13 protein-coding genes are annotated in these 12,478 nt (G+C 38.8%); 7 read left to right on the top strand and 6 right to left on the bottom strand.

All coding sequences use genetic code 11. From position 1 onward, the window contains the following. The first annotated feature begins 12 nt into the window (after positions 1-12). Together RGB74_RS13150 and RGB74_RS13145 are read left to right on the top strand one after the other, a co-directional pair. Entirely contained in the window at positions 13-777 is a 765-nt protein-coding gene (locus RGB74_RS13150) for a class I SAM-dependent methyltransferase (protein ID WP_310759756.1), read from the top strand. A gap of 139 nt (positions 778-916) precedes the next feature. After that, positions 917-3,088, top strand: coding sequence for an FUSC family protein (locus tag RGB74_RS13145; protein ID WP_310759755.1), 2,172 nt, complete (start codon positions 917-919; stop codon positions 3,086-3,088). A 223-nt stretch (positions 3,089-3,311) separates the two neighbouring features. Here RGB74_RS13145 and RGB74_RS13140 read toward each other — a convergent pair whose 3' ends face one another. Continuing rightward, a complete protein-coding gene (locus RGB74_RS13140) occupies positions 3,312-3,743 on the bottom strand; it encodes a DUF4395 domain-containing protein (RefSeq protein WP_310759754.1) in 432 nt (143 codons plus the stop codon). A 284-nt stretch (positions 3,744-4,027) separates the two neighbouring features. Between RGB74_RS13140 and paaI the strand changes: the two genes are divergently transcribed. Continuing rightward, entirely contained in the window at positions 4,028-4,480 is a 453-nt protein-coding gene (paaI, locus tag RGB74_RS13135) for a hydroxyphenylacetyl-CoA thioesterase PaaI (RefSeq protein WP_310759753.1), read from the top strand. Between the two features lie 96 nt (positions 4,481-4,576). Here the strand turns inward: paaI and RGB74_RS13130 are convergent, their stop codons facing one another. After that, a complete protein-coding gene (locus RGB74_RS13130) occupies positions 4,577-5,077 on the bottom strand; it encodes a peroxiredoxin family protein (RefSeq protein ID WP_310759752.1) in 501 nt (166 codons plus the stop codon). A gap of 400 nt (positions 5,078-5,477) precedes the next feature. On the opposite strand from RGB74_RS13130, the gene RGB74_RS13125 reads away from it, so the two are divergent. From RGB74_RS13125 to RGB74_RS13115, 3 genes are all read left to right on the top strand, one after another. Next, positions 5,478-6,638 (top strand): S8 family peptidase, encoded by a 1,161-nt coding sequence (locus tag RGB74_RS13125; RefSeq protein ID WP_310759751.1) that lies wholly within the window; start codon positions 5,478-5,480, stop codon positions 6,636-6,638. A 410-nt stretch (positions 6,639-7,048) separates the two neighbouring features. Next, positions 7,049-8,050, top strand: a complete 1,002-nt coding sequence (locus tag RGB74_RS13120) for a S8 family peptidase (RefSeq protein ID WP_310759750.1) — start codon at positions 7,049-7,051, stop codon at positions 8,048-8,050. A gap of 39 nt (positions 8,051-8,089) precedes the next feature. Then, a complete protein-coding gene (locus RGB74_RS13115) occupies positions 8,090-8,257 on the top strand; it encodes a hypothetical protein (protein ID WP_310759749.1) in 168 nt (55 codons plus the stop codon). A gap of 214 nt (positions 8,258-8,471) precedes the next feature. On the opposite strand, the gene RGB74_RS13110 is transcribed toward RGB74_RS13115, so the two are convergent. Both RGB74_RS13110 and RGB74_RS13105 read right to left on the bottom strand, forming a co-directional pair. Continuing rightward, complete coding sequence (locus RGB74_RS13110; RefSeq protein ID WP_310759748.1) at positions 8,472-8,894, bottom strand: SRPBCC family protein; 423 nt, start codon at positions 8,892-8,894, stop codon at positions 8,472-8,474. Between the two features lie 159 nt (positions 8,895-9,053). Beyond that, a complete protein-coding gene (locus tag RGB74_RS13105) occupies positions 9,054-9,728 on the bottom strand; it encodes a Dph6-related ATP pyrophosphatase (RefSeq protein ID WP_310759747.1) in 675 nt (224 codons plus the stop codon). 260 nt (positions 9,729-9,988) lie between these two features. Here RGB74_RS13105 and RGB74_RS13100 point away from each other — a divergent pair, with 260 nt between their 5' ends. Further along, the gene (locus RGB74_RS13100; RefSeq protein ID WP_310759746.1) at positions 9,989-11,092 is read left to right on the top strand and encodes an MBL fold metallo-hydrolase; all 1,104 of its coding nucleotides are present in this window, start codon (positions 9,989-9,991) and stop codon (positions 11,090-11,092) included. A gap of 13 nt (positions 11,093-11,105) precedes the next feature. Here the strand turns inward: RGB74_RS13100 and RGB74_RS13095 are convergent, their stop codons facing one another. Both RGB74_RS13095 and RGB74_RS13090 read right to left on the bottom strand, forming a co-directional pair. Beyond that, positions 11,106-11,615 (bottom strand): cupin domain-containing protein, encoded by a 510-nt coding sequence (locus RGB74_RS13095; protein WP_310759745.1) that lies wholly within the window; start codon positions 11,613-11,615, stop codon positions 11,106-11,108. A gap of 67 nt (positions 11,616-11,682) precedes the next feature. Beyond that, positions 11,683-12,093 carry a DUF1761 domain-containing protein gene (locus tag RGB74_RS13090; protein WP_310759744.1) on the bottom strand — a complete coding sequence of 137 codons (411 nt, stop codon included), beginning with the start codon at positions 12,091-12,093 and terminating at the stop codon, positions 11,683-11,685. Positions 12,094-12,478: the final 385 nt, after the last annotated feature.

The raw sequence follows: 12,478 nt of genomic DNA, 5'->3' as shown, positions 1-12,478 counted from the left end.
GGGAATTCAGGAATGTCTTTTAGTAATTATGGAGAACTTTGTACGGAAGTTTATGATCTGACAAAAAAGGTCGGTCAATCATTCGGCGGTGATATTGAGTATTATGCGGATCGTTTAAATGGAATAAAGGGAAGAATTTTAGAAGCAATGGTTGGTTCAGGAAGGGTTATCATTCCACTTTTAGAAGCTGGACTTCAAGTTGATGGAATAGACTATTCTTCTGAAATGCTGGCTTCTTGTCAAAAGCGTATTGATGAAAATGGCTTTACCTCTAAACTTTTTCAAGGAGATCTTCAAAATCTTCAACTGCCGCATAAATATGACGCCATTATCATTCCGGGCGGATCTTTTTTATTAATCGAAAAACGTGAAGAATCACTTGCTGCTTTAAAACAAATGTATGAAAACCTGGCAGAAGGCGGACGTCTGATTTTTGATATCTTTTTGCCGACTGATCATTTTGAAGCCGGAAAGGTACTCAGAACGTTAACAGTCGAGTGTCCGAACGGAGATATCATCACGATGGAAGATAAACTAGTAGAAGTGAATTTCTTTGAACAATACAAAGTTTCTTATTTGAAATACGAAAAATGGCGTTCTGGTAATCTGATTCAGACCGAGTTGCAGCGGTTTGCGATCCGGTGGTACGGGACCCATGAGTTAAAACTAATCATGGAAAGTATCGGCTTTAAGAATGTGTCCATTAGTGCAGATTTTCAGTATGGAAAAGAACCAGCACATGCACGCCAAAGTTTTGTGTTTGAAGCGACAAAATAAGGGATAAGTAGAACCATCAGCATTTTTTGCTGGTGGTTTTTTTAAATCGTTAACGTGGGATAATAAATAAGCGTGTGTTAGCATTAACGAAAGAAATAGGGTCTTATTGTGATATGTGTTTAGAGCAGGAGGTGAAACAATGAAACAGCTTCATAGAAAACATTACTGGCTTGGGAGGCTGCTGGCATCTGACCCAGGGTATATAAGACTGCATAAAGCAGCAAGAGCAACCGTTAGTTTAATGGTGTCTATCTTTACAACGCTTTTTATTTTGCATACGACAGGGAAACCGCTGCTTACTCCAGCCATTGTATCCGGAATGATCGGCATGATGGGGATCATGGTAGTTGTGGATGAAACAAAGAAAGAGATGAAGGTAACGACACTATGGCTAGGTGTTTCCGCCATGATTGGGGTAACATTGGGTTCTTTATTCGCAAATCATGCCTATTACATAGATGTCCTTCTCGTCCTTATTGTTTTTAGCACTTTTTATTTTACTCGTTTTGGAGTTCGGTATTTTTCGCTTTTTATGATCGGATTTATGACGGTTTATTTTTCTTCTGTCCTAAAATTATCAAGCGTTCAGCTTCCATGGTTTTATATGGGAATTGCAATTGGAATTTTTTACGCATATGTGCTGAATTTCATCCTGTTCCAAAGTACTGCCAAAAATCTAAAAAGAAGTATTCGTTCCTTCCATATTCAGAGCAATCTTACGCTTAACCTATTAATAAAAGGAGTACAGGATAAGGGACTGAACCAGAAACAGAGAAAAAATATTCAGAAAAACGTAATGAAACTTAGAGAATATGCCATCATTGTGTCTGGTTACATAAATTCAGATGATGTTCAGAAAACGTGGCCGGGGTTGACTCCTGTGCAATTGCGTTTGTATGTGTTTGATACAGGTATGCTGATAGAAACTTTGACTGACTCTATTCGAGGCTTGAAGAATGCGGATGCACTGGAGATTGACGAAATTAGATATCTTCTCATTTGGGTGACAGAGTCTCTTCGTGATGCTGAGGTTCTCGCTCCAAATTACGAGGAACAAAATTTAGAAGAAGCAGAGCGAGCTGTACAAAAATTAAGACAGCTTATCATGGATTTATTGAATCGTGATCAGCAGCCTAAAGGGTGGGTATTTTTAATCCGGCGTATTGAATCCATCGCAAATCATGTAATTGAAGGTGCCGTTACGATTCAGCAGTCTCTGCATCGTAAATACATAGAAGGAAATGTATCAGAAGTGACTGAGGAACCAAATGATGATGAAGGCGATAACGAAGAAAAAGGGCTCAAGCCATCTACGAAAAAAGCTTATCAGGCATTGGTAACAGGCGTTTTGGCCATCATTATTGGTCAATTTATCTCCCCTTCAAAACCATACTGGATTCTTCTTACGGCGTTTGTTGTCTTACTCGGAACAGATTCGATTGGGCGTATATACACGAGAGGATTTCAGCGTTCACTTGGAACTATTATTGGAGCAGTTCTTGGATTTACGCTCGCAAAATTGCTTACTGGACAATCTTTTATTGAGGTCATTTTTATATTTGTCGTCGTGTTTTTAGCTTTTTATTTGTTGACCGTTTCGTATACGCTAATGAATGTGTTTATTACGATGCTCATCGCATTTATGTATGACATATTGCTCGGTGGAATCACTTTTTCACTGATTGGTGCCCGCGTACTTGATACAATTATTGGAGCTGCTATTGCCTTGGGCGTTTCAACATTTGTATTTCCTAAGAAGACAAAAGATAAAGTAAGTGAGTCAATCAATGATTTCTTTGACGAGCTTAAACCATTTGTAACGGAGTATATAAGAGGATTTAGAGAAGATGTGAACATAAAAGAACTTTCCGAATGCGCCTTTCATTTGGATCAAAAGCTTCAGTCGATTAGGGACGAGTCTCAATCGCTTTTTCAGCGGCCAGGATCTGCTACCCATGCGGATATAACCCGATGGATGACCGTATTAGCAGCAATCAATTATTATGCCAGGCATTTAGTCGCCTCTTCGTATCGAAAAGGATTTGACTACCCAGAGGAACTCACTGCAGTCTTTGAGAAAATGGAAGAAAAAGTGAGTCGTAACATCGATTCATTAAACGATCTGATAAAAAGAACCGAAATTAAAGCTACGATCTATAGCCTTAACCATGAAAGGGAACAAATTGAACGGCTTGCACCAACAAGAAAAGAATCTCAACGTGACCTTGTCCATCATCTTTATTATGTATGGCGGATTAATGAGTCAATTATTGAGTTAGCCTTAGAATTGGGTGCAGTCGAGGGTGAATAATTATAATCTTCTTCTTTATAACTTCAAATAACAAAGAAAATGACCTAATAGAGTGTTTTTAGAACACGTTTAGGTCATTTTTTTCTTGCGACAAAAAAGAGATAAACTACTGCAAAATTGCGCTCCTTTTTAGCCAGCACCGTTTATTAAAGTTTCTCATAAGGCTTTATATTAATAGAAAAAGACTCCTGAAATCAGGAGTCTTTAATTATATTAGCATTAGTTACTGTGTTTTATGTGTCTTGTGATACCGATATTGCTGCCATCTGAAGCGGATGAAACAGCCGATGCAAAAGCCTAAAATAGCGATAAATGAGGCTGCTGCAACCATGACCGTAGCAACGACGGCAATAGTAGACCAGTTCATCATATAGCTAATGAAGCCCATGGCAAGAAGGGAGATGGCGATGACTTGGTTGAATTGCTGCTGATCTTTGTCTTCTGGGATATATTCTGACGGCTTTTTCTTCAAAAATAGTTTAGCCGCTCTCATAATAGGATTAAAATTCAGGAACATGCCCAGCAATCCAGCTGTTAATGGAAGTAAGAGAATCCAAGCTTGCCCCGTTAGCCAAGTGGCAACGACAGATAAGAAAATAAACCATTGATTCGTACGGACTAAAGGTCTGGGGATTGAAGAAATGTTGTTTGTCATTTTAATTCCGACCTTTCTTATTGGATTAGTTATTACATTGTACGGTTATTTATTGGAAATGTGAAGTGTTATGCACAAAAATTGTATTTGAACAGAAGGGGGTGTAGAATTGCCTTTCCTTAAAACAGTTGGCAGTAAGGTATCCTAGCTTTACATTTGTTATTCTTTACAAATCTGGTGAGACGGTTAAGAGTTTACATAACCGTATGATTTAAAAGAATGTTATTAAGTAGTTGAAGGTGTTTCATATATGGGAAAAGAATTTTCTAAAAGAGGTGATAGAAGTGAAAACAAAACGAGATGACAATGAGGTACACTACCAATATGCAGAAGAAATTCGTGAAAAGCTGAACCAAGATACATTTGCCAAATGGCTCGGAATCGAGTTGATGGCTATGGGTCCAGGCAGTGCAATTGCCGAGATGACGATTACAGAAAATATGCTGAACGCCCATGGAACGGCACACGGTGCTGTATTGTTTGCAATCGCTGATTTTGTATTTGCTGTAGCATGTAATTCATACGGGAAAACATCGGTTGGTTTACAAGTGAACATAGGGTATTTGGCTGCAAGCCGCCAAGGTGAGAAAATTACCGCAAAAGCAACAGAGATTAAACGGAATAACCGCACTTCTTGGTATGAAGTTACAGTAGAGAATGAAACAGAACTCGTCGCTCACTTAAGTGCTTTATCTTACCGTAAAAATGATTATTTTGTTGGAGGGGAAGAGGGCTAAGCTATCATATATCTACGTTGTCAGAAGATTTATCAAAAATTTAACTAGGACAGTAATACTGTCGTGAATACAAGAAAGAGTGAGGTGCAAACGCCCTCACTCTTTTAATGTCTTTTTAATATATTTAATCGTCTTTCTTAAATCTTCAGCAGAAGGACGCCCGAACGGTCCAGTTTGAACATCTAAATAAAGGACGCGTTTTTTATTATCGACTAAAAAAATAGCCGGTTCCCCATGACCTCCGTGATCTTCATATAGATCATCATTATTATGATAGTGCACACCATATGGCTCTGCGGCGTTACGCTCAGGGTCGCTGAATACAGGGAATGAAAGAGCGTGTGTTTCTTTCATTTTGTTCAAATTCTCTCGTTCATCCGTGGAAATGGCGAGGATATGAACGTTTAATTCTTTAAAGGTGTCGAGGTTTTGTTCCAGTTCTTTTAATTGATCATTACAGACCGGACACCATTCGCCTCGAAAAAAGACTAGCAGATGGAAGCGGTCGTCTTTTTCCAGATGCTTATGGAAGGAAAAAGGATCTCCTGTCTCATTGTACAAAGTAAAATCTGGTGCTTGATCGCCTGCGTTTAACATACGAATATCCCTCCTGAAAAATTAGCTTGTTACTATAGCTATTCCTCATACGTAAGAATTTAAACAAATCCTTATTTAAAAAGAAAATATCTATGAAAAGTTCGATATAGTAAACCATTTAAATAAAATAAAATGTGGTGAAATAAACAAATAAATGCACCAGCATTTTGATAGAGAAGCCACCATTAACAATAGTGCATCAGGCTTAGTCAGATATGAGAAAAGATAGATAAAATCTAAAGCGTTACAAATGACTTTTTACCCATTTTAAGTTATAACTTTAAAATTTTAGTAGGATATATTTGTTTTTGTTAGAATAGTAAAATTTTTCTTTATTTTCTGTTATTTCACCCCTATATTAGAAATTGCTAGCAAACAAAAATTCAAAGGAGTGAAGTAAATGATTAAGAAAATCGCCACTATGGCAGCAGTAGTACCGTTAGTTATTTCTCTTGCGTCACCAGCAGCAGCGGCAGTGCAAACTGAAAAGAAGGTGACAAATACTCCTCAAGAAATTATTGTAAAATTTAAAGACAGCGTGTCAGAATCAGCAGCAAAATCGTTTGCTGTAAAAGCAAAAGATGAAGTGGTAAAGAATAATTCAAAGTTCGCCGTAATCAAAGTTAAAGATGGAGATGTTAACGCAGCGATTAAAGAATACAAGGAAAGCGGTAAGGTAGAGTACGCAGAGCCGAACTATACATACCACGCTACCTGGACACCGAATGATACGTACTTCTCAAATGGCGTGCAATGGGCTCCACAAAAAGTAAGCGCACAATCTGCTTGGGATATCACTCGTGGTTCATCCAGCGTAAAAGTGGCGATCGTCGATACAGGAGTTGACTACAATCATCCTGATCTGGCAGGGAAAGTAGTTAAAGGATATGACTACGTTAGTGATGATACTGATCCAATGGATTTAAACAACCATGGTACACATTGTGCAGGTATCGCTGCAGCAGCAACGAACAATGCGAGAGGTATCGCTGGAATGGCTCCAAACGTTTCCATTCTTGCAGTTCGTGTTCTTGATGCAAACGGAAGCGGTACTCTAGATGATGTTGCAAATGGAATCTATTATGCAGTAGATAATGGTGCAAAGGTTGTTTCATTGAGTCTTGGCGGGACAAGTGGTGCAACTTCTCTGCAAAATGCAGTAAACTATGCAGCGAGCAAAGGTGTAGTTGTTGTAGCAGCAGCTGGTAACGAAAGTACTTCAGCTCCAAGTTACCCTGGTTACTATTCAAACGCAATCGCAGTAGCAGCAACAGGAACAAATGATACATTAGCTTCTTTCTCTAACTATGGTTCTTGGGTTGATGTTGCAGCTCCAGGCGTAGATATTGCATCTACAATCCGTAACGGCGGATATGCATACATGTCTGGTACATCAATGGCGACTCCGCTTGTAGCAGGAATTGCAGGACTCTTAGCTTCCCAAGGGCGCAGTGCAGCCAACATCCGTGCAGCGATTGAGAATACAGCAGATCCAGTTTCTGGAACAGGAACATACTTCTCTAAAGGCCGCGTAAACGCAGCGGATGCTGTTCGCTACTAAGTTATTAGATAAAAAATAGAAGACTCCCAAAATCGGAGATTACTCTCGGTTTGGGAGTTTTTCCTTTTGTGAAATAGTATCATTGAACGGGGGGATTCTGTCGAATGAAAGGATAAATGATTAGAATAACCTTAATAATAATGCATTTTATGTCGATTTGAACAAATAGACTCATTTTTAAAATAGGACTTGTTACAGCATTTTACAGTTTGATAGAATAGTAATAATAACATCCTTCACCTTAGATCATCAGTTTCCGAAAAATGATTTTGGAAAGGAGGATCACTTCATCTTCGTATACGTCTTCTCATACCTTTTGTAAATCGCAGCAAGAACTCCACAAATCTTTTTTGCAACTCCTGTCTTGAACCAAATCAATGTCTTAAGATTAAAAAAAGGAGGTAAGCATAATGAGTGAAGTTCGTTTAATTCCATATGTTATGGAAGAAGTCTTGCAGTCTGCAAAAGAGGAAATTCCATACGGCGTTGAAATGATCAATGCACCATCGTTTTGGCGAGAAGGAGAAACAGGAGAAAGCGTTGTAGTCGCCGTACTTGATACGGGCTGTGACACAAGTCATCCAGAACTAAAGGATCGAATTGCGGGTGGCCGGAATTTTGTAGACAGTAACCCGGATGATTACACAGATGCTCATTACCACGGAACACACGTAGCCGGAACCATTGCTGCAACTCTTAATGAGGCGGGTGTAGCAGGAGTGGCACCAGAAGTGAAACTCCTGATCTGCAGAGTCCTCGGAAAAGACGGAAGCGGATCATATCAGGGAATCATTGACGCAATTGATTATGCTGTTGAGTGGCGCGGCGAAAATGATGAGCGTGTCCGTGTTATTTCGATGTCCCTCGGTGGTCCAGAAGATGTGCCTGAACTGCATGAAGCCATTCAACGGGCAGTATTAGAAGATGTGCTAGTAGTATGCGCGGCTGGAAATGAGGGGGACAACAAAGAGAACACAGATGAGTTTGCTTATCCTGGTGCTTATAAAGAAGTAGTAGAAGTGGGTGCAGTGGACGCCAAAATGAAGCTGGCTTCCTTCTCGAACACCAATGATGAAATTGACCTAGTAGCACCGGGTGTTAATGTAATCTCAACGTATCCTGGAAATAAATATGCCAAGCTGTCTGGAACATCTATGGCTACACCACATGTTTCAGGTGCTGCAGCTTTATTGATCGCACGAGAAGAAAAGTTATTTGGGCGTAAGCTGACTGAGGCAGAAGTATATGCTCAATTAGTTAAAAATACATTAAGCATCGGATTAACGAAAAAAGCAGAAGGAAACGGTCTGCTCGTATTAAATGCGCAAGAGAAAGCGGTGTGTGACCAAGAGAATTTCAGAGTGATGAGAACTCCGGTCGAAACGGCTGCATCAATAGAGTCAGATTCATAACAGCGCGCAATTTCTATTTTGGGAAAGGCGTGATGGAAGATGGCGTTTAAAATCCTGGCACTGCTGATTAGTTTTGCTACTCTTTGTGTAAGGATTTATGAAGAGATGAGGCGGCGTGCGAAAATACAAGCACAAAAAGAAGAACTCGAGCGTAAAAAGAAAAGACGAAAGAAAGTCACAAAGAAAAAAGAAAAGGATACTGCATAAAAATGAATAACTTAAACGAAAGCTGATCTTTTGGACAAAATGGTGTCCATATATAGATCAGCTTTTTAGTATTGTTATGTGAAAGGGCTAAAAGGTTTGCGGAAATTGTAGAATGTTGTCTGTTCGCGGGTATTTGGAGCAAAAGTCTTGTTCGCAAAAAAAACAGGAGATAACATATCCTCCTGGTTTTCATACATTCATATGTAGGCATAAGTTATTTAACTAATGCTGCTCTCAAATTAGCACCATATTCTAAATAACCCTTTAAACAGGTCAACATATAAACCCATCCCTCTTTATTATCTATCATTAGAGTTATTACTTCTTCATCACTTTCTTTAAAACCTTCTTCGTTAACTTCAACAATTGTACTCGAGTTATCCAACTCTCTAAGAGTAATGGTAACAATATGTCCCTTCCCCCACTGGAACACTATTTTCTTATTTATTTCAACTTCCATTACTTCTATTTCCCCTTGGGCATTGTACTCATCATATTTCAATATAACCGTCTTGCCTTTTTCCCATCTTTCAGAGCTCGATGAGAACCAAAAATTTCCGATTAACGAAGGATCTACAAAGGCTTCAAATACTTCATTAGCTGGCTTTACAATTTTCATTTTCGTGAGGTTATTCATACTAAATCAACTCTCTTTCGGTATAGTTGATGATTCTTTCATGAATATCATTAATAAATAAATTATATACTTTCTTTACTTCTAAAAAAATCCCTTTATTAATATGGTTCTTCTTCTGACTAAACTACCCCGTTCGTTCAATGATGCCAAACAGCTGATTTAATTTTTGTCCAATAATCGGCACGATTGAATATCTAAAGACCATAATCCCGAATTCAAAACAGCATCTGATCTCGTTATTTCGATTTTTTTATGAAAAATGGGACCATCTAAAACAAATGTATGGTATTCCCCTAATTCCCCCATAACGCAACTAGCTGTTTGATTGATCTTATCATAAAAGCTCCAATCAACATCTCTACCTGTCCATGTTTGGTCAAAATACTCAGTGGACGCACGACAAACTACTGACTGAAAACCTAGCGATATAAAATCAAAAAGAAGTTTGGAAGAGTGGTTTTGCGAAATCCACACTGGAAATAGAGGCTCAATTCCAGATTGATAGGCTACTTGCTCATTCCACCTTCTATCTTCATTCGAGTATAAACTCCCAAATACAACTGATTCTACGCCAGATCGCTCTCTTAGGAGGGAAAGTGCCCTTTTTAATGAGACCTCATATTCCCCTGCTGAATCTACCAAAATTAAAGGTAATCCCAAAGCTTCAGCTTGTAATTTTAAAATGTCTAATTGTATTCCATGTGCGTGATTTCGAGCATCTTTTTCTGAAACCATAGATAATAAACAAATTACTTTATGGTTTTCTGTTAGTGTACGGTATAATGCAAGGCAACAATCTTTCCCGCCACTCCAGCAAACAGCTACCTTTTTCACTCTACTTTCCTTCAAAATTCTCCCAACCTTTTAAGTGAGTTTTCTGTATATATCTTATCATAATGTAAAAGAGGCTCACCTCAAGAGGGAAAGCTACTGATTGTGAAGGTAGAAGATATCGTTTTTTTAAAAGAGCAATTATAAATTTGATTCATGCAACTAAAAATATCACTAAATCTAATACAATCCCAAAAATTGATTTCGCTTCCTTTAATCGGTAGTATATTTTATACCATTGTATTGCAGAGAGGAAACGAATCATGATCATAATTGGCTTAATCCTGTTCACCATACTATTAATCACCGTATTATTTTTGACGCTAAATCCTGTTTTCGGAAGGCCGCCATCCCAAAATATGAAAAGCGAATTTGATAGGCTAGACCATTTTTCTGAAGGAACATTCGTTAATCAGATACCAACTGTGATGGCGACGAACTTCCGGGAGATGCTGCCAGTATTAAAAGAGTTCATAAAAGGAAATCCCAATAGGCAGCCTAAACAGCCGATTTCGATCGAACCATTAAACCTAACTGCACAAACCAGTGATCACCAAACGAAAATTACTTGGTTTGGTCATTCTGCATTTTTGCTGCAAACAAATGGGAAGAACATATTGATCGATCCGATGTTTGGTCATGCCCCATCACCGGTTCCGATTTTCGGAAACAAACGGTACAGCAAGAAACTGCCTTTCAAAATCGAAGAACTGCCTGAAATCGATCTCGTCATTCTTTCACACGATCATTATGACCATCTTGATTATGGGACGATAAAAAAACTAAAGGAAAAAGTTTCCCAGTTTGTTGTTCCTTTAGGAGTAAGTGGCCATCTAGAGAGATGGGGGATTCAGAAAGAAAGAATAAAAGAATGTAACTGGTGGGATGAAGTAGAGTTGGCAGGACTCGAACTCGTTTGTTCACCTTCGAGACATTTTTCGGGCAGAAGCTTAACAGACCGAAATTCTACATTATGGTGTTCATGGGTGATAAAAGGGGAAGACTTCAACCTGTATTTTAGCGGTGACAGCGGATATGGTCCCCATTTCAAGGTGATCGGTGAAAAATATGGTCCATTCGATTTAACATTAATGGAATGCGGTCAATATCATGAAAAATGGTCTGCGATACATATGCTGCCGGAAGAAACCGTCCAAGCTCATCTGGATGTGGGAGGAAAGCTTTTGATTCCGATTCATTGGGGTGCTTTCACCTTGTCATTGCATGATTGGACAGAGCCGGTAGAACGAGCTATAAAAGCTGCCTCTGCTCTAGATGTTACCGTTTCAACACCGAAAATCGGGGAGACTGTGATTTTAACTAAATCTGAATATCCGCATTCATTTTGGTGGAAACAAAAAAGCTAGGATCTCAAGAATCCTAGCTTTTCCATAGTTCGAACATCGGTCCTTCTTTTCCGAAAACAGGATCGGTGTCTGGAAACGGAACTAGCATAATGTTGTCTAAAACTTCTGGACGATCATCAGCAAGACCTTTTTTTAAATCATGCTCCATACCGTTTGGATAAGCACCTGCCACTTTAAAATCATTACTGGCACTTATCTTTTTGTGTCCAGTTCCCGCCGGCAGAATGATTACGTCCCCTTCCGAAATTTCTAAAGGAACACCTTCTTCACCGCCAAGCTGAATCACAGCCTCTCCGCTTATGACAGCAAGTACTTCATGCGTATTGCTGTGGTAATGGTGATAATCAAACACACCGTTTTCCCAGCCGTTGCTCCAGCCGTTCACTTCAAACACATTCAATGCATCTTCTGGCACTTCATTTAATGCGCCGACATATAAAAGCACTGGCCATGATGGATGATTCGGAATCTTTCCGTCATCTGAGAAAAATAAAGTTTTCACATCTTCATTTAATGTTTTCATAGATACATAACTCCTCATTGGTTTTATCCAAATGATTCCCCGTGAAGAGTTTCTTAAATCATTTTATTTAGATGAAAGCTGCAATAATGATTCCCATAAGTGTAAGTGATACCGTGTGATAGCCGGCACTGATAAAGAATAATTTCTTGCTGCGGTCTTCAAACATCGTTGGTGCCAGTTCTCTCATTGAGGCAATACCAAATCCACACAGAAATCCTGTGAATGCTCCTGTGCCGATCGTCATGTTTTCAAATGAAGATAGAATGAGAGATAAAGAAATGGCTGAAATCAGTGCTCCGATCATCATGAATGCATAAGAGGATCCCATGCCATTTCTATTGATCTCTTCCATTTTCAAACCTCTTGCAGCAACCCATTGATTGGCAAACAGAACGGGTGAATACCATAATGCTCCTAAAATACCGTTCGCAGCGACACACAAAAGAATAGCCCAAATGTTCATACTCGTAAAGTCCATCAAACTCTCCCTCTCACAAAAAAATTTATAATTGCATTTCCATTATATAGCAAACGTGTGTTCGTTACACTATATTTTATTAATAATGAAAACAGAAGAAAATCCTCGAAAAACAAAAGAAATTGGCGAAAACTTATGTGTTTAAAATAGTTTCTTTTATTAGAAAAGGTGGTATAAACTATAATACAAGGTTTAAATGTTAGCGAAAGGTGGAAATCAGTATGAAGTACAAAGTGAAGGACTGGCTTCGGTTAACGCCGCATGAAAGATACTTGCTTTTGTTCGCTGTTTCCCAACTTCAGAAAAAACATCGCGCGGGATAAAAGTAGCAATTAAAAAAATTTAGGCGTTTTCATTGCCACAACTCCCCCTTGTTTGGTTACAA

The sequence above is a fragment of the Bacillus sp. NEB1478 genome (assembly GCF_031582965.1).
GTDB lineage: Bacteria > Bacillota > Bacilli > Bacillales > Fictibacillaceae > Fictibacillus.
The sequence above is the reverse complement of the archived record's forward strand: the minus strand, read 5'-3'. Positions and strand labels throughout refer to the sequence as shown.

Excerpts from the sequence above, each read along its gene's own strand:
- RGB74_RS13120 (WP_310759750.1), top strand. The coding sequence starts at position 7,049 with ATGAGTGAAGTTCGTTTAATTCCATATGTTATGGAAGAAGTCTTGCAG.
- RGB74_RS13150 (WP_310759756.1), top strand. The coding sequence starts at position 13 with ATGTCTTTTAGTAATTATGGAGAACTTTGTACGGAAGTTTATGATCTG.
- RGB74_RS13140 (WP_310759754.1), bottom strand. The coding sequence starts at position 3,743 with ATGACAAACAACATTTCTTCAATCCCCAGACCTTTAGTCCGTACGAAT.
- RGB74_RS13100 (WP_310759746.1), top strand. The coding sequence starts at position 9,989 with ATGATCATAATTGGCTTAATCCTGTTCACCATACTATTAATCACCGTA.
- RGB74_RS13130 (WP_310759752.1), bottom strand. The coding sequence starts at position 5,077 with ATGTTAAACGCAGGCGATCAAGCACCAGATTTTACTTTGTACAATGAG.
- RGB74_RS13145 (WP_310759755.1), top strand. The coding sequence starts at position 917 with ATGAAACAGCTTCATAGAAAACATTACTGGCTTGGGAGGCTGCTGGCA.
- RGB74_RS13110 (WP_310759748.1), bottom strand. The coding sequence starts at position 8,894 with ATGAATAACCTCACGAAAATGAAAATTGTAAAGCCAGCTAATGAAGTA.
- RGB74_RS13090 (WP_310759744.1), bottom strand. The coding sequence starts at position 12,093 with ATGGACTTTACGAGTATGAACATTTGGGCTATTCTTTTGTGTGTCGCT.
- RGB74_RS13115 (WP_310759749.1), top strand. The coding sequence starts at position 8,090 with ATGGCGTTTAAAATCCTGGCACTGCTGATTAGTTTTGCTACTCTTTGT.
- RGB74_RS13095 (WP_310759745.1), bottom strand. The coding sequence starts at position 11,615 with ATGAAAACATTAAATGAAGATGTGAAAACTTTATTTTTCTCAGATGAC.
- RGB74_RS13125 (WP_310759751.1), top strand. The coding sequence starts at position 5,478 with ATGATTAAGAAAATCGCCACTATGGCAGCAGTAGTACCGTTAGTTATT.